This window comes from Olleya sp. KJ81-1, assembly GCF_055808135.1.
On the sequence record NZ_CM147854.1, the window covers coordinates 3,001,318 to 3,023,579 of the forward strand.

The window sequence follows — 22,262 nt, forward strand, 5'->3', positions numbered from 1 at the left end:
TTAAAACCTCTTAACGGTATATTTTGATAAAAGTTATAAAAAAAGCGACTTTTAAGTCGCTTTTAAGATTTATACAGTCATAATCTCTGCTTCTTTAGCAGCTAGTATGTCATCAATTTTTTTAACGTATTTGTCAGTCAAGGCTTGTACGTCAGCTTCCGCATTTTTTTGAAGGTCTTCAGACGCATCTTCAGTCTTCTTAATGTCGTTATTAGCATCCTTACGTGCGCTTCTAACACCTACTTTAGCATCTTCAGCTTCAGCCTTAGCTTGTTTTGCTAAATCACGTCTACGCTCTTCTGTTAAAGGTGGAACACTTATTATTATTAAATCACCATTATTCATTGGGTTAAAACCAAGATTAGCGATCATGATAGCCTTTTCAATTGCTTGTAGCATGTTTTTCTCCCAAGGTTGTACTGTTATTGTACGACCATCTGGAGTGTTAACATTGGCAACTTGACTTAACGGAGTTTGTGAGCCATAATAGTCTACCATTACGCTTCCTAACATTGCAGGACTAGCTTTTCCAGCTCTAATGTTTACAAATTGTTTTTCTAGATGCTTAATGGCTTTATCCATTGCTTCCTTTGTGCTATCTACTATAAATGTAATGTCTTCGTTCATGCTTGTAATAATTTAATACTGAATGACTTTCAAAAAGCGAGCCAATTTTAAACGTAATATAATAATCTATTTTATAAACTTACTTGTGTTCCTATGTTTTCTCCAGAAACTACCTTCATTAAATTACCTTTTGTATTCATATCAAATACTATAATTGGTAAATCATTTTCTTGGCTTAAAGTAAAAGCTGTAGTATCCATAACTTTAAGACCTTTGCGTAATACATCGTCAAAAGTAATATGGTCAAACTTTATTGCTGTACTATCCTTTTCTGGGTCTGTATTGTATATACCATCTACACGCGTCCCTTTTAGGATTACGTCAGCTTCAATCTCGATAGCTCTTAATACAGCTGCAGAGTCTGTTGTAAAGTAAGGATTACCTGTTCCACCTCCAAAAATAACAACGCGACCTTTATTAAGATGACTCATTGCTTTTCTTCTAATAAAAGGCTCTGCAACTTCGTTTATTTTGATAGCTGTTTGAAGTCTAGTTTTTATACCAGCGTCTTCTAATGCTTGTTGTAATGCTAAACCATTAATAACAGTTGCTAACATACCCATATGATCTCCTTGTACACGATCCATACCATTCATGGCACCTGCAACACCTCTAAAAATGTTACCACCACCAATAACTATAGCAACTTCTACACCTTTTTCTGTAACTGCTTTAATTTCTTCTGCGTATTCTGATAATCGTTCTGGATCAATACCATATTGACGGTTTCCCATTAGGGCTTCACCAGATAATTTTAGGAGTATGCGTTTGTATTTCATGTGTTTATTTATTGTTTTTCATGGGTCATATGTTGCTTCCATTTAATCATTCTCTTGCGTTAGAGCGTTTTTTATGGAAGTTTCATAAGTCGTTCTGAAAGTTTAGCAAAGCTACATAATTTTTTTATTTCTGAAATTGCTATTATTACACAAATGTTAGCTTTTTTACCTCGTTTAAGTGTTTTTATAAAAAAAACCACTAGCTCTAAAATTAGAGTAGTGGTTTTGTGTTTTAATAATATTAAATCTTATTCTTTTATCAAAAAGTAAAAACCTGCTGGTATGATAGGTTCTGGTGATGCTGGCTCACCTGGTTCTAAAGTTATAAGAAAGCCTCGCTTAAATATTTGAATAGCTTGTTGACCGTTTACCGTAGCTACTCTTACATCTAATTCACTAAAGCATCCATTTGGTTCGCTCATACTTAAGTTCATTCTAAAGGTCTCAGTTGTATAGTCTTCAAAAGGTGATGTATTTAACATATAGTAATTGCCATTTATACTATATTCAAAAACATTAGTTATTGTTGAGTCTGTAAGGTTGGGTAAGGTGTTTACTAGCTCTATATTATTTTCTTTATATTGAAATTCGCCTATTAAAAGGTCTTCAAAATAATTTCCTGTATTTACCATGATTTTTTTTGAAATATAATTTTTAGATAGGTTATACCGTCATTTAGTACCCAAGTACCAACAAAGGGATCAAGTATATTATTAGTGTCTTTATAATAGGCGTTTTCTATTTCTTCGGCTGTTGCATCTTCAATGCTTATTATAGGTTGTTGTGCTTTGCATGATAGTAAAGAAATTGCGAATATTAATGTGAATAATATATTTTTCATTTAAAAGAATTTAAACTACCATTTAAACAAAAAAAACCACTAACTCTAAAATAGAGTAGTGGTTTTAAATATGTGTAATTATTTTAAATTTTCGCTTACGCGGAAATAAAAATAGTTTTCTATCCTAAAGATACACGTTTGAAAGCTGTTACAGATACGTTTTGAGATGCTACGTAATCTGCTACAGTCATTTTTTCATCTTTAATAAATCTTTGATCTAATAAACATTGTTCTTGATCTAAAGTAGTATTGTCAGATACAAAACGATCCATTTTACCTGGTAAAATTTTGTCCCAGATTTGTTCTGGTTTTCCTTCAGCTTTTAATTCTGCTTTAGCATCTTCTTCTGCTTTAGCCATAACTTCTGGAGTTAATTGAGACATTGAGATGTATTGAGGTACATTTTTAAGTGTTTTACCTAAACGACCTAACTCGATGTTATCTTTTTCGATAACAGCAATTCTAGCTTCAGTTTCTGATGCTACAAATGCAGGATCAAAATCTTTGTAAGATAATGAAGACGCTCCCATTGAAGCAACTTGCATTGCTACATCTTTACCAACCGTTTCGTTTGCTTCAGATAAACCAACTAATGCACCAATTTTATTGATATGAACATAAGAACCTACGTAAGGAGCTTCTAATTTTTCAAATGCAGTAATTTCTAATTTCTCTCCAACAACTCCTGTTTGTTCTACTAATTTTTCAGTAACTGTCATACCACCAAAGTCTGCAGCTAAGAAATCTTCTTTAGTATCAAAGTTGATTGCGATATCTGCAAATTGTGCAGCTAATGCTAAAAATGATTCGTTTTTACCAACAAAATCAGTTTCACAACCTAATACGATTGCAACACCAACAGTGTTGTCATCGTTAATTTTGATTGCTGCAGCACCTTCAGAAGAATCTCTGTCAGCTCTTTTTTCTGCTACTTTTTGACCTTTTTTACGTAAAACGTCAATTGCTTTGTCAAAATCACCACCTGCTTCAACTAATGCTTTTTTACAGTCCATCATTCCGGCTCCTGTAGCTTTTCTTAGTTCGTTTACTTGTGCTGCTGAAATTTTTACTTCGCTCATAATAAGTATAATTTAAAAAAAGTCGTTTAATTAGTTTTCAACAAAGAAAAGAATTAAACGACTTATTTGTGTTTTGAAATTGTTATTTTATTCTTCTTCGTCTTTAGCTGCTTTAGCTTTTTTAGGTGCTGCTTTTTTATCTACTTTAGCTGCATCTTTGTCTGCTTTTTCAGCTTTACGCTCGTTTAATCCAGCTGTAATAGCATCGGTAACGTGCGTTAAGATTTTATCAATTGATTTAGAAGCATCGTCATTTGCTGGTATAACATAATCTACTTGACGTGGATCAGAGTTAGTATCTACCATTGCAAAAATTGGAATGTTTAATTTTTGAGCTTCTTTAATTGCAATATGTTCACGCTTAATGTCAACAACAAATAAAGCTCCTGGTAAACGTGTCATGTCAACGATAGAACCTAAGTTTTTTTCTAACTTAGCTCTTAAACGGTCAACTTGTAAACGTTCTTTTTTAGATAACGTTAAAAACGTACCATCTTTTTTCATTCTATCAATAGTAGCCATCTTTTTGATTGCTTTACGGATTGTAACAAAGTTTGTTAACATTCCACCAGGCCATCTTTCAGTAATGAAAGGCATGTTAATGCTACCTGCTTTTTCAGCTACGATATCTTTTGCTTGCTTTTTTGTTGCAACAAATAAAATTTTACGACCTGAAGCTGCAATTTTTGCTAATGCTTCTCCAGCTTCTTCAATTTTAGCTGCTGTTTTATATAAATTTATAATATGGATACCGTTACGCTCCATATATACGTAAGGCGCCATGTTAGGATCCCACTTACGTGTAAGGTGACCAAAGTGTACACCTGCTTCAAGTAATTCTTTTACTTCTACTGCCATTTTGTAATAGTTTACGTTCTGTTGAATTAGCAATAATTAAGTGGTTTTGAAAAAAATATTCAATAGCCTTAACTATTTAGATGCTAAACTAAATCCTGCGCTTTTGTTTTAAAGAGACTAGGACAACAATAACTGTTTGATTTTTTGTTTTGTGTTGAAAATAAATTCAACAAAGGTATTAACGTTTAGAGAATTGGAATTTCTTACGCGCTTTTTTCTGTCCGAATTTTTTACGCTCAACCATTCTTGGGTCTCTTGTTAATAATCCTTCAGGCTTTAAGATTAATCTGTTTTCAGCATCTAATTCGCACATTGCGCGAGAGATTGCTAAACGTACAGCTTCAGCTTGACCTGTGATACCTCCTCCAAATACATTTACTTTAATATCAAAGTTACCTTCATTATCTGTTAAAGCTAATGGTTGGTTTACTTTGTACTGTAAAGTTGCTGTATCGAAGTAGTCTTTAAGATCTTTTTTGTTGATCGTAATGTTACCTTTTCCTTCAGATAGGTAAACACGAGCAACTGCGGTCTTACGACGACCAATTTTGTGAATTACTTCCATTACTTGAATTCGTTTAAGTTAATTACTGTTGGCTTTTGTGCTTCATGTGAGTGAGCTGCACCAACAACAACATTTAAATTACGGAATAATGTTGCACCTAATTTGTTTTTAGGTAACATTCCTTTTACTGATTTTTCTACTAATCTTGCTGGATCTTTTCCAAACATTTCTGTAGCAGTTAAACTTCTTTGACCACCTGGATAACCTGTGTGACGAATGTACGTTTTGTCATTCCATTTGTTTCCAGTTAAGTTGATTTTTTCTGAATTGATAACAATTACGTTATCTCCACAATCAACGTGTGGTGTGAAGCTAGGCTTATGTTTTCCTCTTAAAAGTTTTGCAACTTTAGAAGCTAAACGACCTAATGATTGACCTTCAGCATCTACTAAAACCCACTGCTTATCTACAGTTGCTTTGTTTGCTGAAATCGTTTTGTAGCTTAATGTGTCCACGTTATTAATTATTTTTTATTAAACATTCCTCTCTCAAAAAGAGTTTGCAAATTTACGATTATATATTTGATTACCAAATACTGATAGCACTTATTTTTAATAAGTTTGTTCATATCTTTTTGAGTATCAAAATGCACTATAAAAAAGCTTCAAGATTTAGTTGAAGCTTTTTATATGTTTTTAAGTGTTGATTTAAGATTTTATTAGTTTGGTTATTTTAGTTTGTCCTTTAGTGTCTTCTAATTGTATAATATATAATCCGTTAACTAAACTGTCAATATTAAATTGATGTCCTGCATCAAATGTTCCTTTGTATTCAATTAACTGTTTTCCTGAGACGTCTAAGATTTTAACTCCTGTTATTTTAGTGGTTAGTTTAAAAGATGTTTTTGCAGGATTAGGATATAATTTAAAGTTATCTGCAATTTGAAATTGATCTGTGCTTAGGCTTTGTGGAACTGCATTACCATATATTCTAAACTCTCCTGCTGGAATTGTAATTGGTGTTGCAGTGTTAGTTACATTAATAAAGGTACTATTATTTTGATCCATTAAGTCATACCATGTACCTGTATATGGAAAATCTGGTGTCACGTTTTGTGATGTTACATCAAAATTTGCTAATATAACTACGTTTTTTAATTCGGTTGAAGGTAAAGCATTGTCAAATATGTAAATTCTAGGTGTTAAAGTATCTACATTTGGGTTGCTACTATCGTTAATTATATAGTCTCCTTCAAAGACAGCTTCGTTTACCTTTAACTCGTTAATTCTAGACCAATCATTATATACTTGACTTCTGTTAGCGTCTGTAAGCCATCCGTTTGTCCATTGTGGTTGTGGTTTTGTATCTAGTTTACAGTTACCGTCAATAGCGTCTGCTTCCGTATTTACACTACCATTATTACAGGTGTAAATAGAGTTTTCCATAGCAAGTTCTCCAAAATGCCAAATCATTTTTGGACCAGGTATGGTTAATGATACTGCACCTAATGCAGACATTCTTTTAATAGCTATATTTAAATTAGTAACATTATGGCTAGCATTAGTGCTGTTTCCAAATTGTACATTTTTATACATTAGTCTTTCTTCGTCATGACTTTCTGGATAGCCGACTAATCTTGGTGCATCGTAATTACGACTGTTGTCTTTATGACCCATTCTGCTAATATCGGTTCCTGAAGCATAGCCCATGGTTAATTGGTTATAAGGATCTGTCATTTTACCCCAAAGCATGATACCTTTACCTTCATCTACTCTATAATCAGCCCATTCCTTTTCTTCTGCAGCACTTCCGCCAAATCCTAAATGTTCAAATATAACGTAGTGGTCTTCATCCAAACTCCATGAGTAATCTGCATATTCTTTTAAAATTGCAACTCTATCGGCTTGGTAAGCGTTGGTTTGCGTTTCTCCTGAAGATGCGTTTTGAGTAAACCCTTTGGTTAAATCCCATCTAAATCCATCAATTTTGTATTCTTCAATCCATTGTTTTACCACTCTTTTTGAATATACTTTTGTGAAAGAGTTGGAGTGGTCAAAATCTGAACCAACACTGTAACTATGTGTTGCGACTTGATTAAAATATGGATTTTCACTACTTGGTTCTCCCCAACCATCACCATCTGCATCATCCATCCACATGCGTACCATAGGGTTACGTCCAAATGCATGGTTTAGTGCAAGGTCTAATATTACAGCAATTCCGTTTTGATGACAAATATCGATAAGCTCTTTAAGTTTGTCTTCTGTACCATAATATTTATCTAATGCCATATGAAAAGAGGTATTATATCCCCAACTTTCATTGCCTTCAAATTCCATAATTGGCATTAATTGAATAGCATTGATGTTTAGATTTTTAAAATAATCTATTCTATCTATTATATCCTGAAAATTTCTATTAGCATCAAAATCTCTAACTAAGACTTCATAAATTACTAAATCCTCTTTTTTAGGTTTTTCAAAATCTGTAACTACCCATGGATAATCTGTTTGACCAGTTTGTAAAACAGTAACTTCTCTATCTTGACCAGTAGGATAGGTAGGGATATTTGGATAAGTAGTTGCTGGAATGTATGGGTCATCAAAAGGAGATAATACTAATGTTGAATAAGGATCTGCAACCTTAACTAATTTAGGCGAATTTGTTATTGGTGTTTTGTCCACTACCCAATATTGATAAGTTTCTATTTGACCTGGAGTTAACCCTGTTAATGTTATCCAATATTTATTATTTCTAGTGGGATCTCTTTTCATAGCGTAGCTGTTGTCAGGCTGCCAATTGTTAAAGCTTCCTGCTACGTATACAAAGTCTTTACCTTGTGCATATAATACTAAAGTTGCTTGTGTAGGATCTGCAGGATCATAAGTGATTCCGTCTTGATAGTTAGTTGGCATGATAGCAAAAGTACTACCAGGATCTACTACTACAGAAAATGATTTTGTTTTGGTTTGCCCACCAACTGTTACGTCTAATGTATAGTTTTTGTTTATTGTAATAGCTGTGTCTTGGAAGTTATACGAAGACACGCCATTTTGAGTGTCAATAGTTGTTCCGTCTGCACTTAAAACGTAATTAGCATTACCACCAGTATTATTAGCAGAAATGTCAAAGTTACTTCCAGTATCTATAATTGTTGTTGAATTGTCTTCTGGAGTCGTTAGTATTACTTGAAATGAACCAACATCTTCAAGTATATCTTGAGATTTTTTGTCTCCTGAAGCGTCTTTAGCTTTTAAAAGAAATCCAATACGTCCAATTCCTGTTCTGTTATAAAAGTCTTGTGGTATAAATGAAATAGAGTAGGTGTCACTTCCTGAATTATAAGTCAATAGGTTTGGCGTTGTTGTGTTTGAAGAGTCTGTCCAATCTCCATTATTTGGTGCGTCTTGCTGATTAGTTAAGTTTAAATCATATGACCAAGACCATAAATACAGTTCATTATTAACAACATTCCAAGTTGCTTCATTAATACTACTACCATTAAAAGTTAGTGTTACCAGTTGGTCTTCTTCAATTACAGAAGGAGTAACATTGTAAGTTACATTTTGTTGCTGCGCCAATGTAATCTGACATAGCAAAAAAAATAAAAAAATAATTTTTTTCATAGCGAAGTTAGTTTTAAAAAAAGAGGCAGCTTACCAAATTGGATGCTGCCTCTTATTTAATAATCAAATTAATTATTATTTAGTTATAAATACATATGTTGGAGCACCAGGATCTGTAAAATCTAGTTTGATATCATAAACTCCAGCAGTTACAACTATGTTATTATCGTTATCAGTATCTAATACACCATCTGATGTTGCATCTCCATAGTTAATTAAAGACCAATCTTCACTTAAACGTATTTTAATTTCTCCATCAATTAATGTCACATTTTCTGCTAACCATTGTGTGTCTGTTAAAGGTGTAAAAGTAGCATCAGGACCTGCATTACCCCAATCATTATAACCAGAACCTACAACTCCCCATAAATCTGTTGGTACTAAGGTGTAAGAAAAATCGTTTAGATTTATAGTCATTAAATAGAATCCAGCAGTTACAGCAATATTATTGTCGCTATCAGTATCTAAAACACCATCAAGTGTTGCATCACCATAGTTAGGTAATCCCCAATCTTGGTTAAATCTAACCTTCATTTCACCATCTATTAATCTTACACCTACTTTAAATGTATCTGTAGTGTAGTCGTAATGAAATTTAGCATCAGGTCCAGCATTTCCCCAATCATTGTAAGCAGAACCAACAATTCCGTAAGAGAACGCTTCAATGGTATAATCTAATGTAGAGGTATTAAATACAATTTTGTAATCGCCAGCTGTAACAGCAATGTTATTATCGTTGTCTGTGTCTAAAACACCATCTAAAGTTGCATCTCCATAATTAGGTAGTGACCAATCATTACTTTGTCTAATTTTAATCTCTCCATCTTTTAAATTAACATAAGCAACTAAAACGTCAGGATCAGAAGTCGTGTAAAATGGTAAGTCTGGACCAGCAGCTCCCCAATCGTTAGCTGCAGATCCTACAACTCCCCAAATAGATGGTTCTATTCCAGATCCACCACCATTAGTAACAGGCGGTAAATAAACGTTTAATACTTGTGGAAAAGACATTAATTCTGTCCCATTACCAGTATCACCAACATAAGCTCTTAATCTAAAAGTTATGCTTCCAGCATTTTGTTCTGGTGTTGCAGGATCGTTATTTAAACCTGCTTCTTCAGCAATAGATAACATGTCTCCAATAGTCACAGCTAGCTCATTAGCACTTGTTGTTTCTACTACAACCATATCTGTAAAATCTCCAGTTAAGGAACGTTGTAGTTCATAACTAGTGTTGGTAGCTACATTAAAGTTGGCATCATCCCATGTAAATCTTTCTGCGATGTTACCAGACGTTTGAGATGTTAAAACATATTGTTCTAAAAACGAATTTGAAAAGGTGAAATCACCTGTTGGAGCTGCTGTGAAAACTAAATCATCGTCTTCTTGACAAGAGTTAAAGCCTATCATAGCAATAACTACAAGTAATAAAATTTTAAAATTTTTCATTGTTATTTTATTTAGTTAGTAACCTGTATTTTGTTGTAAATTAGGATTTGCTTCTAAAGCTGTTTGCGGTATTGGAAACACTTTGTATGTGTCAGGAATTGAAGAACCATTTACAGTTCCACCTTTCCAAGGCCATAGGTAGTTTCCACCTGTGAATTTTCCAAAGCGAATAAGGTCTGTTCTTCTGTGTCCTTCTAGGTTTAATTCTCTACCTCTTTCGTCAATGATAAAATCTAAGTTTAAATCTCCCATTGAAATAGCTGTTGCATTTGAACGTGTTCTTACTAAATTAACATAATTTAGTGCGTCTGTCATACTTGCTCCAGCTGCACCACGAAGCGCACACTCTGCATACATAAGGTAAGCGTCTGCTAAACGGTATAAAGGAAAATCTGTACCAGAAAAACTAGTAGGAGTATATTCCGAATTAAATGTTGTGTTTCTAAATTTTATTGAAGGGTAACCATCAGTCCATACAGTATAATCATTCATTTCATAGTTGTGACCTTCAGTCCAGAATAAATCAGCTCTATCATCTGTAGATGTATCTAAATCTCCAAATAATCCATACCAAGCTTTAGTGGCTCTGTGTCCTTGCCAACCTTCTGTTGCACCAAATTCTGAAATAGTTATTGTGTCTGGACTTAAGTTTCCGTTTACAATATAAGTTGTGTTTCCAAAACTTTGACTTACAATTGGATCTGCAATTAAAGGGTAGATAATTTCTGAAGACATATCATTATCTCCTGAGAAATTTTCAACAAAGTTATCTGTTAAGCTATAACCACCTTCAGTAATAACTTTATTTACATAAATATAGGCTTGATCATATCGTGGTGTACCTGTATAAACTTCAGCATTAATATAAAGTTTTGCTAATAACATGTCTACAACATATGTGTTTGCTCTTCCGTAACCGTTAAACGTTCCTATTAAAGGTTCGATTTCTAAAAGTTCAGACTCTACGTAATTAAATAGTTCTTCTCTTGTAGATTCAGGTAAAAGCTCTGATTGGCCAAAGTTTTCGTCAGTAGCTAAAACACCTTTTCCAAAAACATCGATTACATAAAAGTAAGCTAGCGCTCTTAAAAATCTTACCTCAGAGACTACTGTCTCGCCAGCATCAGTACTAGCACTACTTAATACGTTAAGTAAGTTGTTACATTGTGGGATCGTGTAATAAGCTCTGTTGTATAAATATCTAAAAACTTATTATTACTTGTCCATTCTGAGGTTGTTGTTAGTTGGTCTAAACCATCATCTCCCCAACGATTTTTCATTCCGTCTGCAGTAAAGTCTTGTAAATTTACAATTCCTCTTAAAAAAGGTGATTCTCCTGGATCATCACTTATATCTGAACTACCAGGACCACTTGGACCTGATAATGCAAATGAAGCATATAGTCTAGATAAAATACCTTCTACAGCATTTGGATCATTTTCTAATAATTGTTCCAAAGTTAATTCTACTTTAGGCGCTGTGTCAAGGTCATCAACACAAGACGATAGTGTTGTAAATAACGCTAGCCCTAAAACTGTTAATATTATTTTTTTCATGTTCATAGTTTTTTAAAAATCAATATTCACACCCATACTAATTGTTGTAGGTCTTGGATAGAAAGCACCATCAATACCACCATTATTTTCTGGATCTTGACCTTCGTAATTAGTGATTATAAATGGATTGTTAACCGATCCATAAATTCTCATACTTGTGTTTTTAATAAAATTACTATCAAAGTTATAACCTACAACAATGTTTTGACATCTTAAAAATGATGCATCTTGTAGGAAGTAGTCTGAAAACTGTGTATTACCAATAACTTCATCAAATACAGGATTGGCTGCACCATCATAAAAGTTTAAAACATTTGTAATACTTGTGTTGTTGTTTGGCTCTGCACTACCTGTATGACCATATCTTAATTCATTAAAGTCATAAAGTTTTCCGTCTAACTGTCCTCTAAAACTAGCTGATAAATCCCAGTTTTTGTAATTAACATTTAAACCAAAACCAAACGTCCAATTAGGTGCTAAAGCCTCAAAGTATTTGTCATCTTCAGTTATTTGATTGTCACCATTTAAATCTACAAAAGCACCAGGAATTGGATTTCCAGAAGCATCATAAACTTGTTTGAAAACTCCTGCTAAACCAGGCTCTTCTCCTAATTTATTAAAAAACAAATTAGAACCTGTCCCTAAAAGACCTCCTCCTATTCTTAAAGTATTTATTCCTCCTAAATCTGTAACTTCTGTTGTAGCGTAGCTAATGTTTCCGTTAAACGATAGGTTGAAATCTTCATTTTGGATAGGGTTTAAGTTTAAGTTAAGTTCAAAACCTTCACTCTCTGTCGACCCTACATTTTTAATAAAAGAATCTGTTAATCCTTGTCCTGGCGGAATTAACGCATCTGTTAATAAGTCTGTTGTTTCTCTTTTAAAGATATCAAAAGAACCACTAATTATGCTGTTTTTAAAGAAGTTGAAGTCTAAACCTAGGTTGTAAGTAGACGTTTTTTCCCAAGTTAAACCTGTTTGAAATGGTAATGCCGAATATAAATTAGCACCTGGAAGGTATTGACTGTTTTGAGATCCTATTGCAAAAAGTGGACTAGTAGGATAGTATGTCCCAACTGCACCTGCAATGTTTTGTTGTCCTGTCTTACCATAACCTAATCTTAATTTTAGGTCGTTTACAAACTTAACATCCTTTAAAAAGTTTTCTTGCTTTATTTTCCAAGCTAAAGCTGCTGCTGGAAAAAATCCCCAAGCTTCTTCTGCCCAAACATCATCGGTTACAAAAAATGACGAACCATCTGCTCTTAAAGATACAGTTACTAAATACTTGTCTAGAATATTAATGTTTGAACGTCCAAAAAACGATTGTAAATTTTGATCATTATAATATCTGTTATTAGGATTTTCTGGATTAAAATCTACTTCTCTAAAACCAGTGTCCACGTTGTTACGAAAACGATCACTATTACCATCTGTTTTAAAATTTTGGTAAGAATAACCTAATTGTACATCATATCTTGTTATAAAGCTTTCCTCGATTTCTTTAGCGTATTGTAAATACGAATCGAAGGTTGCATTAGTTATGTGTTGTCTTTCTCTGTAGCTTGTTCCTGGATTAAAGACAACAGCGTTACCGTTAGTTGTATCTATACCAAAAGCAGAAATTGCATTATTTTCAAAGCTTTCTTTTATTTTAGAACGTGATGCGTCTAATCCAACATTTACAACCGCTTTTAATTCTGGTAAAAAAGGCATGGTATAATCAAATTCTACATTTCCTAAAAATCTGTAAGCTCTTTCAGGTCGTTCTCTTTGCTCTAAAAGCGCTAATGGATTTGATTGTCCATCAATCAATAACCTTGTGCCATCCAAAGCTGTGTTGGTATAATATCCTCCAAAAATTGAATTATTATCATACACAGGTTTTGTTGGGTCAAACACAATTGCTCCTCCTAATGCTCCACCTGAATCTGTAGCATTTTTATCTACAAAAGTTAATTTAGCATTGGCATCAATTTTTAAATTATCATTTAATAATTTTGGAGATAATTTAAAGGCAGCACTATAACGTTTGTAGTCGTCTGTTCTTACAACACCTTCTAAATCACTATAACCTACAGAGGCTCTAAAAGGTAATACACCTCCAAGGTTAGCTCTAACGCTAAAGTTTGTATTTGTTGAAATAGCAGTTCTTAAAATAGCATCTCTCCAATTAGTATCATAAATAGCTCTGTTTTCTGTACCTGTAATGTTTCCATCGGTATCATAAATGTTAACCTGGATAATGCTAGAAGGTTCAGTAGTTGAAACTTCTCCAACTGGTACTCCTAATTCTGATTGGTATGTTGGATGATATTGTTTAATAAAACGAACATATTCTTCGCTATTCATCATATCTAAACCTTCACCTGCACTATCAACTGATACATTAGTGGAAAATGTATATTTTGCTTCGCCAGAAGTCCCTTTTTTAGTTGTAATAATAATAACACCATTAGATGCTCTAGAACCGTAAATAGCAGTTGCAGAGGCATCTTTTAATATAGAAAAGCTTTCTACATCATTTGGATTAATTAATGATAAAGGGTTTGAAACTCCAGCTGGATTTTGACCTCCAAGAGCAACACCATCAATTACAATTAATGGACTGTTATCCGCAAATAAAGAGGCACCACCACGTATTCTAATAGTTGGAGCAGAGTCTGGTGATCCACCACTATCTGTAATTCTCACACCTGCTGCTTTACCACGTAACAGTTGATCCGTAGACGTTATGGCTCCTTTATTAAAATCTTCAGACGTAACAACATCTACAGATCCTGTTAGGTCTTCTTTTTTAACACTACCATATCCTATAATAACGACTTCATCTAATTGCGAAGCGTCCTCTACTAGACCTACATTAATATTAGATTGTCCATTGTAAGTAATTTCTTGAGTTAAATAGCCTATATAAGAAAAGACTAATACATCTCCATTATTAACCTCTAATGTATAATTACCATCAAAATCCGTAGCTGTTCCTCTGGATGTATCCTTAATTATAACATTAACCGTAGGTATTGGTAAGGCTGTAGCTTGTTCTGTAACTGTCCCAGTAACTGTACTTTGTGCAAGTATAATCGTTGGTAAAAACAGTAAAGCTAATAGAAGCCTTTTAAAAATTGTTTTCATACAATAATATTAAGTTAGTTTAAATTTTAAATGTATATTTTTACTTCTCGATGATAAATCTATGTAAATTTTATGTTAATATTTTGTCGCCTCTTGTATATCAAGCAACGAAAACGTTTTCGTGTTGACAACTTTTTGAGTATTTAAGATAAATGACTACTAAATAATGAATTATCGTCATTTTTTAATGGATATTTGACTTAATCCAATAAGTTTAACCCCTTATATTTGATAAATCTTAATCAAGCATTCTATTTTTAATACACTTATGAAAAAAATAACCTTAAAGCAAATAGCAAGAGAATTAGATGTGTCAATATCGACAGTGTCCAAAGCACTTAGAAATAGCATAGAGATTAGTGAGGATACACGCCAAAAAGTACAGGCATTTGCTAAGTTTTATAATTACAGACCAAACAACATTGCGTTAAGTTTAAAAAATAGGAAGACAAAAACTATTGGAATTATTATTCCAGAAATCGTGCATCATTTTTTCTCAAAAGTTATTAGTGGTATTGAGGCTGTAGCAAATCAAAGAGGTTATAATGTTATTGTAGGGTTGTCAAACGAGTCCTTTGCTAAAGAGGTCATTAACATGGAAATGCTTGCTAATGGTAGTATAGATGGTTTTATATTGTCTATTGCTAAAGAAACCTTACAACAGCAAGATTATCATCATTTTACTGAAACTATCAGTCAAGGTATGCCAATTGTAATGTTTGATCGTGTTGTAAACGAAATAAAATGTGATAAGGTAATAGTTGATGACACTGAAGGAGCAAAATTAGCAGTTAATAAATTAATTGCATGTGGTTGTAAAAACATAGCGATTGTAACCACTAAAGATTATGTAAGTGTAGGTAAATTAAGGACTCAAGGCTATTTAGAAGCTTTAGAAGATCATAAAATAGATCCAAAAGCAAGTCTAATACTAAAGGTTCATGATCAATTGTTGTCCGAAGATCATTTGGATTCTTTAGAAATTGAAATTGAAAACTTATTTAAAAATAATAAAAAAATTGATGGTGTTTTTGCTGTAAACGAGCTGTATGCTATTACAACCATGAAGGTTGCTAGAAAGTTAGGCTTAACCATTCCTGACGATTTGCAAATTGTTGGTTTTACAGATGGTGTATTGTCTAAACATGCTGTTCCTGCTTTAACTACAGTCAGTCAACATGGTAAGAAAATAGGCGAAAAAGCAGCCGAATTATTGATAAATAATTTAGAAAGAGAAGACGAAGAAGACATCTACGAAACCGTAGTTATTGAAACCGAATTAATTGAACGCGCATCCACAAAATAAAAATTTAACATTGCTCGTTTAAAATCTTTTATATCTTTACGCCAATCAAAACATATATTTTTACTTCTCAGGTAATATAGTTTTGATAAGTAAAAGCTTATCAAAATAGTAATAATTTAAACTTACTATTTATGAAAAAGCGTACCCTTGGCTTTTGGGAAATCTGGAACATGAGTTTCGGTTTCTTAGGAATTCAATTTGGTTTTGCATTACAAGGAGGCTTTATGTCTCGAATATTTCAAACATTAGGAGCAAGTAAAGATGAAATCCCATTATTATGGATTGCAGCACCTTTAACTGGTTTATTGGTTCAGCCAATAATTGGTTACATGAGTGATCGTACTTGGAGTGTCAAATGGGGAAGACGTAGACCGTTTTTCTTAATTGGAGCTATCTTAAGTTCGTTAGCATTATTTTTTGTGCCTTATTCTCCAGCACTTTGGGTAGCAGCAGGATTTTTATGGATTCTGGATGCTTCAATAAATGTGTCTATGGAACCCTTTAGGGCTTTAGTGGCAGATAAATTACCTGACTCTCAAAGGTCTTATGGATTTGTTGTACAAACCTTAATTATAGGTATTGGTACTTGGGTTGCTAGTAATTTACCTTGGATGGTGTCGCAATTTGGAGTTAGCGATTCTGCAGACTCTGGTGTAATTACGGACTCAGTTAAAATAGCTTTTGCAATTGGTGCATTCGTGTTTTTACTAAGTATTCTTTACACTGTATTTACTACAACAGAATATCCTCCAGAAGACATGGAAGAGTTTGAGCGCGAGAAAGCTAAGAAAAACAACTTCATTCCTGATATTTTAAATAATATTGGAAATATGCCTTTAACCATGAAAAAATTAGGAGTCATCCAATTCTTTTCTTGGTTTGCCTTTTTCACCATGTGGAGTTTAGCCAATCCAGCACTTACAGAGCACGTGTTTAATACACCAGCTCCAATAGAAAGTGCTTTTGATATGGCAGATACTGTGCAAAAAGCTGCATTTGATACACAAAATACAGCGTTTCAAAAATCATCAAATTTAGTAGGTTCAGCAATGGGTGTGTATGGGTTATCCTCTATGGCTTTTGCTTTATTATTAGTACTATATACAGCCAAAAGGCGCATTAACCGTAAGTTAGTACATATGGTATCACTAATGTTAGGTGGTGTAGGATTTTTGTTAATGAATTACGCTTCACCAGAACACCTAAAGTATTGCTTTATACTTATTGGTTTTGCTTGGGGAAGTATTTTGTCAATGCCTTATGCCATGTTATCTAGTTCTGTAGATCCAAAAAAAATGGGTGTAATTATGGGAATCTTCAACATGTTTATTGTAATTCCACAAATTATCGCAGCACTTGGAGGTATTAATTTTATATCAAGTTTATTAGGAGAAGAAACTATAAATGCTATGACAGTTGCAGGAATTAGTTTAATAATTGCAGGTCTTTGCAACTTATTGATAACTAATAAAAACGCAATCTCATATCAAGCAGAAGAAATTTAAAAAATGAATAAAAAAGGATTCATATTCGATTTAGATGGTGTCATTGTAGACACTGCAAAATATCACTTTTTAGCATGGCAAAACCTTGCAAAAAGTATTGATATAGATTTTACACACGAGCAAAACGAACAACTTAAAGGTGTTAGCCGAGTAAAATCATTAGAAAAAATATTAGAATGGGGAAATAAAACCATTTCAGAAGAATTATTTACATCATTAATGGGTAAAAAAAATGAAGAGTATCTAAGCTTCATTGAAAAAATGACCGATGAAGAAATTTTACCCGACGTACCAAAAATATTAAATTATTTAATCGAAAAACAACAGCCAATTTCTTTAGGGTCTGCAAGTAAAAATGCACGACCAATTTTAGAAAAAGTCAATTTACTTTCAAAGTTTGATGCTATTGTTGATGGTAACGATGTTAGCAAAGCAAAACCAGACCCAGAAGTGTTTTTAATTGCAGCAAAGCATTTAAACATGAAACCTGAAGATTGTATTGTTTTTGAAGATTCTGTAGCTGGTGTTCAAGCTGCAAATACAGCAAACATGATTTCTATTGGTATAGGCGAAAAAGAGGTATTACATGAAGCAGATTATATCTTTTCAGATTTTACTGAAATAGAAAACAGCTTTATAGAAGAATTAATAAATAGATAAAAATATTGATTGTCACACTGAGCGTAGTCGAAGTGTTTGTTATCAAAAAAATATAAGAAAATGAATCAAGATTATATACAACCAGACAATTGGTCCATAATTGAAGAAGGTTTTGATGCAGATCGCGTTAAGTCTTCAGAAAGTTTATTCAGCATCGGAAATGGTGCAATGGGTCAACGTGCTAATTTTGAAGAACAATATACAGGTCCAACCTTTCAAGGAAGCTACATTGCAGGCGTTTATTATCCTGACAAAACCAGAGTGGGTTGGTGGAAAAATGGTTATCCAGAGTATTTTGCTAAAGTATTAAATGCTCCAAATTGGATAGGTATTAATGTAGAAATTAATGATGAACAACTAGATTTAAATACCTGTGTTTCGGTTTCTAACTTTAGAAGAGAGCTTAACATGCAAGAAGGTTGGTTATCAAGATCGTTTACTGCAACGCTTCAAAATAAATTAGAAATTGAAGTGAAAGTACTTCGTTTTTTAAGTTTAGATTTAGATGAAGTTGGAGCTATAAATTACCAAGTAACTCCTTTAAATGGAAAAGCGACTATTAAGTTTCAACCGTATTTAGATTCAGGTATTACAAATGAAGACACCAATTGGGACGACCAATTTTGGGATACTTTAAACGTAAGTACAGAAAACGAGCAAGCATTTATTGAAGCAAAAACCATGAAAACAGGTTTTCATACTTGTACATTTATGCAGTCTTCAGTATTTGTAAATAATACAAAACAAGAGCAAACACCAGAAATAGATAAACAAGCAAATGCTATTTCATTTATGTATACAGTTTCTGTGAATTCAGGTGAAACTGCAAGCATCCAAAAGTTTGGTGGTTATACAGTAGATAGAAATCACGATAAAAATCAGTTAGTTTCAGCAGCTAAAAAAGCATTAGATACTGCTTCAAATTTAGGTTTTCAAGTACTTTTAAATAATCAAAAAGAGGCTTGGTCAAAAATTTGGGAAATGTCAGATATCACAATCGATGGTGATGTTAAAGCACAACAAGGTATTCGTTTTAATATTTTCCAATTAAACCAAACCTATTTAGGAAAAGATTCTACCTTAAACATTGGTCCAAAAGGATTTACAGGAGAAAAATATGGTGGAAGTACGTATTGGGATACCGAAGCATATTGCATTCCGTTTTACATGGCTACCAAAGATCAAAAAGTAGCACGCAGTTTATTAAAATATAGGTATAATCATTTAGAAAAAGCGATTGAAAATGCTGAGAAATTAGGGTTTAATAATGGAGCAGCATTGTACCCAATGGTAACCATGAATGGTGAAGAATGCCATAACGAATGGGAAATTACCTTTGAAGAAATTCACAGAAATGGAGCTATTGCTTTTGCTATTTTTAACTACTATCGTTATACAGGAGATTACAGCTATATTCCAGAAATGGGATTAGAAGTCCTTATTGGTATCGCTAGATTCTGGCAACAACGTGCTACATTTTCTACAGATAAAAACAAGTATGTTATTTTAGGTGTTACTGGTCCTAACGAATATGAAAATAACATCAATAATAACTTTTATACCAACTATTTAGCAAAGTGGTGTATTGATTATGCGTTAGAAAATATCGAGAAAGTTAAAGAAGGACATCACGACGATTACTTGCGTATTTCGGGCAAAACAAAAATCACCCACGAAGAGTTACATGCTTGGCAAAAAGTAGCAGATAATATGTTTTTCCCTTATTCTGAAAAACACCAAGTATACTTACAACAAGATGGCTTTTTAGATAAAGAATTAATTACGGTTGCCGATTTACCAAATCAAGATAGACCAATAAACCAAAAGTGGAGTTGGGATCGTATTTTACGTTCGCCTTACATCAAACAAGCAGATACTTTACAAGGTTTTTACTTCTTTGAAGATCAATTTTCAACTGAAGAATTAAAACGTCATTTCGATTTTTACGAACCATTTACAGTACATGAAAGCTCACTTTCACCTTGTGTACACAGTATTCAAGCTGCTAAATTAGACCAAATGGAACAAGCGTATACGTTCTATTTACGTACGTCTCGTTTAGATTTAGACGATTATAATAAAGAGGTAGAAGAAGGTTTACATATTACCAGTATGGCTGGAACATGGATGAGTATTGTAGAAGGTTTTGGTGGTATGCGTGTTAAAAACGATACGCTACATTTTGAACCTCGTATTCCTAAAGAATGGGAAGCGTATTCATTTAAAGTAAACTTTAGAGATCAAATTTTAAAAGTGAATGTATCGCAAGCGGAAACGACTTTCGAGTTAGAAGGGAATACAGATTTAAACATTCAAGTAAATGATAATTCGGTAACAGTATCACCAAATAACTTGGTGAAAATTTAAAACTAAACACACTAATTAAGATGAAAAAATTAATTCCACTAGCATTAGTAATTTTAATTAGTGTTAGTTTTTCTTGCCAGAAGGTAGCCGAAAAAACAACAACTTCTGAAGTTGTAACCGAAGTTAAAAACGATATTGAGCGTATAGAACCACCACATTGGTGGACAGGTTTTAATAATTCACAAGTACAATTATTGGTGAAGCATGCTAATATTTCGGAAGCAACACCTAGTATAAATTATGCAGGAGTTTCTATTGAAAAAGTGCATAAAGCAGATAGCCCTAATTATCTGTTTTTAGATTTAAATATTTCAGAAAGTGCGAAAGCAGGACCATTCAATATTCATTTTAAATTTAATGAAGAAAAAGAGCTTGTTCAAACTTACGAAGTAAAAGCACGTTTAAAAGAGGCTTCCGATTATCAAGGTTTTGATAGTACAGATGCTATTTATTTAATCACTCCAGATCGTTTTGCAAATGGTGATCCTTCTAATGATATAAAAGAAGATTTAAAGGAGAAAACCATCGATAGAAAAGACGATTATGCACGTCATGGTGGTGATTTACGAGGTATTATTCAGCATTTAGATTATATAGAAGATATGGGTTTTACACAAATTTGGCCGTGTCCTTTACTAACTAATGATATGGAAAGAGCTTCGTATCATGGTTACGCCATGACCGATTTTTACCAAGTAGATCCTCGTTACGGAAGTTTAGAAGAATACCAAGAATTAGCTGCAAAAGCCAAAGAAAAAGGTATCGGTTTAATCATGGACCAAGTGGCTAATCATTGCGGAAGCGAACATTGGTGGATGCAAGATTTACCATTTAAAGATTGGGTGAACCAACAAGATAGTTTTGAGAATAATAAACCATTAAATAACTCCAACCACAGACGTACGAGTAACCAAGATTTGTATGCTTCTAAACGCGATAAAAAAGAAATGGCAGAAGGTTGGTTTGTACCAACAATGCCAGATTTAAATCAACGAAACCCGTTTATGGCAAACTATATTATTCAGAATAGTATTTGGTGGGTAGAAACATTAAGTCTTAGCGGAATTCGTCAAGACACCTATCCTTATCCAGATAAAAATTTCATGTCTAATTGGGCAGGAGCAATCATGAACGAATATCCTAACTTTAACATCGTTGGTGAAGAATGGAGTACCAATCCGTTATTAATTGCCTATTGGCAAGAAGGACATGACAATAAAGATGGTTACGATTCTAATTTAAAATCGACTATGGATTTTGCTATGCAAAAAAATACGGTCGATGCTTTAAATGAAGACGAAAAATGGGATACTGGATTGGTGAAAATATACGAAGGTTTAGCAAACGATTTTGCCTATGCATCACCAAAAGATATTATGGTCTTTCCAGACAATCATGATATGAGTCGCATTTTCACACAATTAAAAGGAGATGTGCCAAATACCAAAATGGCTTTAAGTTATCTATTAAGCTTACCTAGAATTCCGCAATTGTATTACGGAACAGAAATCTTAATGAACGATTTTGAAAAACCTGGCGATCATGGTTTAATTCGTACCGATTTTCCTGGAGGTTGGCAAGGAGATGCTGTAAATGCATTTTCAGGAGAAGGTTTAACAGATGCGCAAAAAGACATGCAGTTATTCCTTAAAAAAGTATTGAATTACAGAAAATCTAGTGATGCCATCCACAATGGAAAAACCATCCATTTTGCTCCATTTATGGGAACGTATTTCTTATTTAGAGTTATAGATGGAGAAACCGTTGTACATATCATTAATAAAAATAATGAACCAATTAGTTTAGATTTAAAACGTTTTGAAGAAGTTGGTTTACAAGGCAAAACATTAAAAAACATAGTAACTAATGAAACTTTTGTTTGGGAAGATGAAATTACCTTAAACGAAAGAGGAAGCTTGCTATTATCTACTAAATTATAAATTAAATGTCACCTCGAGCGCAGTCGAGA

Annotated in this window: 16 protein-coding genes and 1 pseudogene; 5 read left to right on the plus strand and 12 right to left on the minus strand. The window is 33.2% G+C overall.

Going from position 1 to position 22,262, the window contains the following annotated elements; genetic code table 11:
• Positions 1-69: 69 nt before the first annotated feature.
• From frr to AC0L3M_RS14100, 12 genes and pseudogenes are all read right to left on the minus strand, one after another.
• Positions 70-627 (minus strand): ribosome recycling factor, encoded by a 558-nt coding sequence (gene frr / locus AC0L3M_RS14045; RefSeq protein WP_145006003.1) that lies wholly within the window; start codon positions 625-627, stop codon positions 70-72.
• 71 nt (positions 628-698) lie between these two features.
• Complete coding sequence (gene pyrH / locus AC0L3M_RS14050; protein WP_145006006.1) at positions 699-1,406, minus strand: UMP kinase; 708 nt, start codon at positions 1,404-1,406, stop codon at positions 699-701.
• A gap of 248 nt (positions 1,407-1,654) precedes the next feature.
• Positions 1,655-2,247, minus strand: a pseudogene (locus AC0L3M_RS14055) (DUF6705 family protein).
• A 119-nt stretch (positions 2,248-2,366) separates the two neighbouring features.
• The gene (gene tsf / locus AC0L3M_RS14060) at positions 2,367-3,326 is read right to left on the minus strand and encodes a translation elongation factor Ts (protein ID WP_099568045.1); all 960 of its coding nucleotides are present in this window, start codon (positions 3,324-3,326) and stop codon (positions 2,367-2,369) included.
• Positions 3,327-3,413: 87 nt separating this feature from the next.
• Positions 3,414-4,184 (minus strand): 30S ribosomal protein S2, encoded by a 771-nt coding sequence (gene rpsB / locus AC0L3M_RS14065; RefSeq protein WP_292946791.1) that lies wholly within the window; start codon positions 4,182-4,184, stop codon positions 3,414-3,416.
• 178 nt (positions 4,185-4,362) lie between these two features.
• Positions 4,363-4,749 (minus strand): 30S ribosomal protein S9, encoded by a 387-nt coding sequence (gene rpsI / locus AC0L3M_RS14070; RefSeq protein WP_028289143.1) that lies wholly within the window; start codon positions 4,747-4,749, stop codon positions 4,363-4,365.
• On the minus strand, positions 4,749-5,204 hold the full coding sequence (rplM, locus tag AC0L3M_RS14075) for a 50S ribosomal protein L13 (RefSeq protein ID WP_145006015.1): 456 nt from the start codon (positions 5,202-5,204) through the stop codon (positions 4,749-4,751). The genes rpsI and rplM overlap by 1 nt, the downstream gene beginning before the upstream one ends.
• A 192-nt stretch (positions 5,205-5,396) precedes the next feature.
• On the minus strand, positions 5,397-8,315 hold the full coding sequence (locus tag AC0L3M_RS14080; protein ID WP_473431173.1) for an alpha-amylase family glycosyl hydrolase: 2,919 nt from the start codon (positions 8,313-8,315) through the stop codon (positions 5,397-5,399).
• Positions 8,316-8,390: 75 nt separating this feature from the next.
• The gene (locus AC0L3M_RS14085) at positions 8,391-9,764 is read right to left on the minus strand and encodes a SusF/SusE family carbohydrate-binding protein (RefSeq protein WP_473431174.1); all 1,374 of its coding nucleotides are present in this window, start codon (positions 9,762-9,764) and stop codon (positions 8,391-8,393) included.
• Between the two features lie 15 nt (positions 9,765-9,779).
• Positions 9,780-10,649 carry a RagB/SusD family nutrient uptake outer membrane protein gene (locus AC0L3M_RS14090; protein WP_473431175.1) on the minus strand — a complete coding sequence of 290 codons (870 nt, stop codon included), beginning with the start codon at positions 10,647-10,649 and terminating at the stop codon, positions 9,780-9,782.
• A 254-nt stretch (positions 10,650-10,903) separates the two neighbouring features.
• Positions 10,904-11,320 (minus strand): hypothetical protein, encoded by a 417-nt coding sequence (locus tag AC0L3M_RS14095; RefSeq protein WP_473431176.1) that lies wholly within the window; start codon positions 11,318-11,320, stop codon positions 10,904-10,906.
• A gap of 12 nt (positions 11,321-11,332) precedes the next feature.
• A complete protein-coding gene (locus AC0L3M_RS14100; protein WP_473431177.1) occupies positions 11,333-14,455 on the minus strand; it encodes a SusC/RagA family TonB-linked outer membrane protein in 3,123 nt (1,040 codons plus the stop codon).
• A gap of 268 nt (positions 14,456-14,723) precedes the next feature.
• Between AC0L3M_RS14100 and AC0L3M_RS14105 the strand changes: the two genes are divergently transcribed.
• The 5 genes from AC0L3M_RS14105 (at position 14,724) to AC0L3M_RS14125 (ending at position 22,233) form a co-directional block, all read left to right on the plus strand.
• Entirely contained in the window at positions 14,724-15,761 is a 1,038-nt protein-coding gene (locus AC0L3M_RS14105) for a LacI family DNA-binding transcriptional regulator (RefSeq protein WP_473431178.1), read from the plus strand.
• Between the two features lie 131 nt (positions 15,762-15,892).
• The gene (locus tag AC0L3M_RS14110; RefSeq protein ID WP_292946822.1) at positions 15,893-17,266 is read left to right on the plus strand and encodes an MFS transporter; all 1,374 of its coding nucleotides are present in this window, start codon (positions 15,893-15,895) and stop codon (positions 17,264-17,266) included.
• A 3-nt stretch (positions 17,267-17,269) separates the two neighbouring features.
• The gene (gene pgmB / locus AC0L3M_RS14115) at positions 17,270-17,926 is read left to right on the plus strand and encodes a beta-phosphoglucomutase (RefSeq protein WP_292946825.1); all 657 of its coding nucleotides are present in this window, start codon (positions 17,270-17,272) and stop codon (positions 17,924-17,926) included.
• Between the two features lie 60 nt (positions 17,927-17,986).
• A complete protein-coding gene (locus AC0L3M_RS14120; RefSeq protein WP_473431179.1) occupies positions 17,987-20,293 on the plus strand; it encodes a glycoside hydrolase family 65 protein in 2,307 nt (768 codons plus the stop codon).
• 20 nt (positions 20,294-20,313) lie between these two features.
• On the plus strand, positions 20,314-22,233 hold the full coding sequence (locus AC0L3M_RS14125; protein WP_473431180.1) for a glycoside hydrolase family 13 protein: 1,920 nt from the start codon (positions 20,314-20,316) through the stop codon (positions 22,231-22,233).
• Positions 22,234-22,262: the final 29 nt, after the last annotated feature.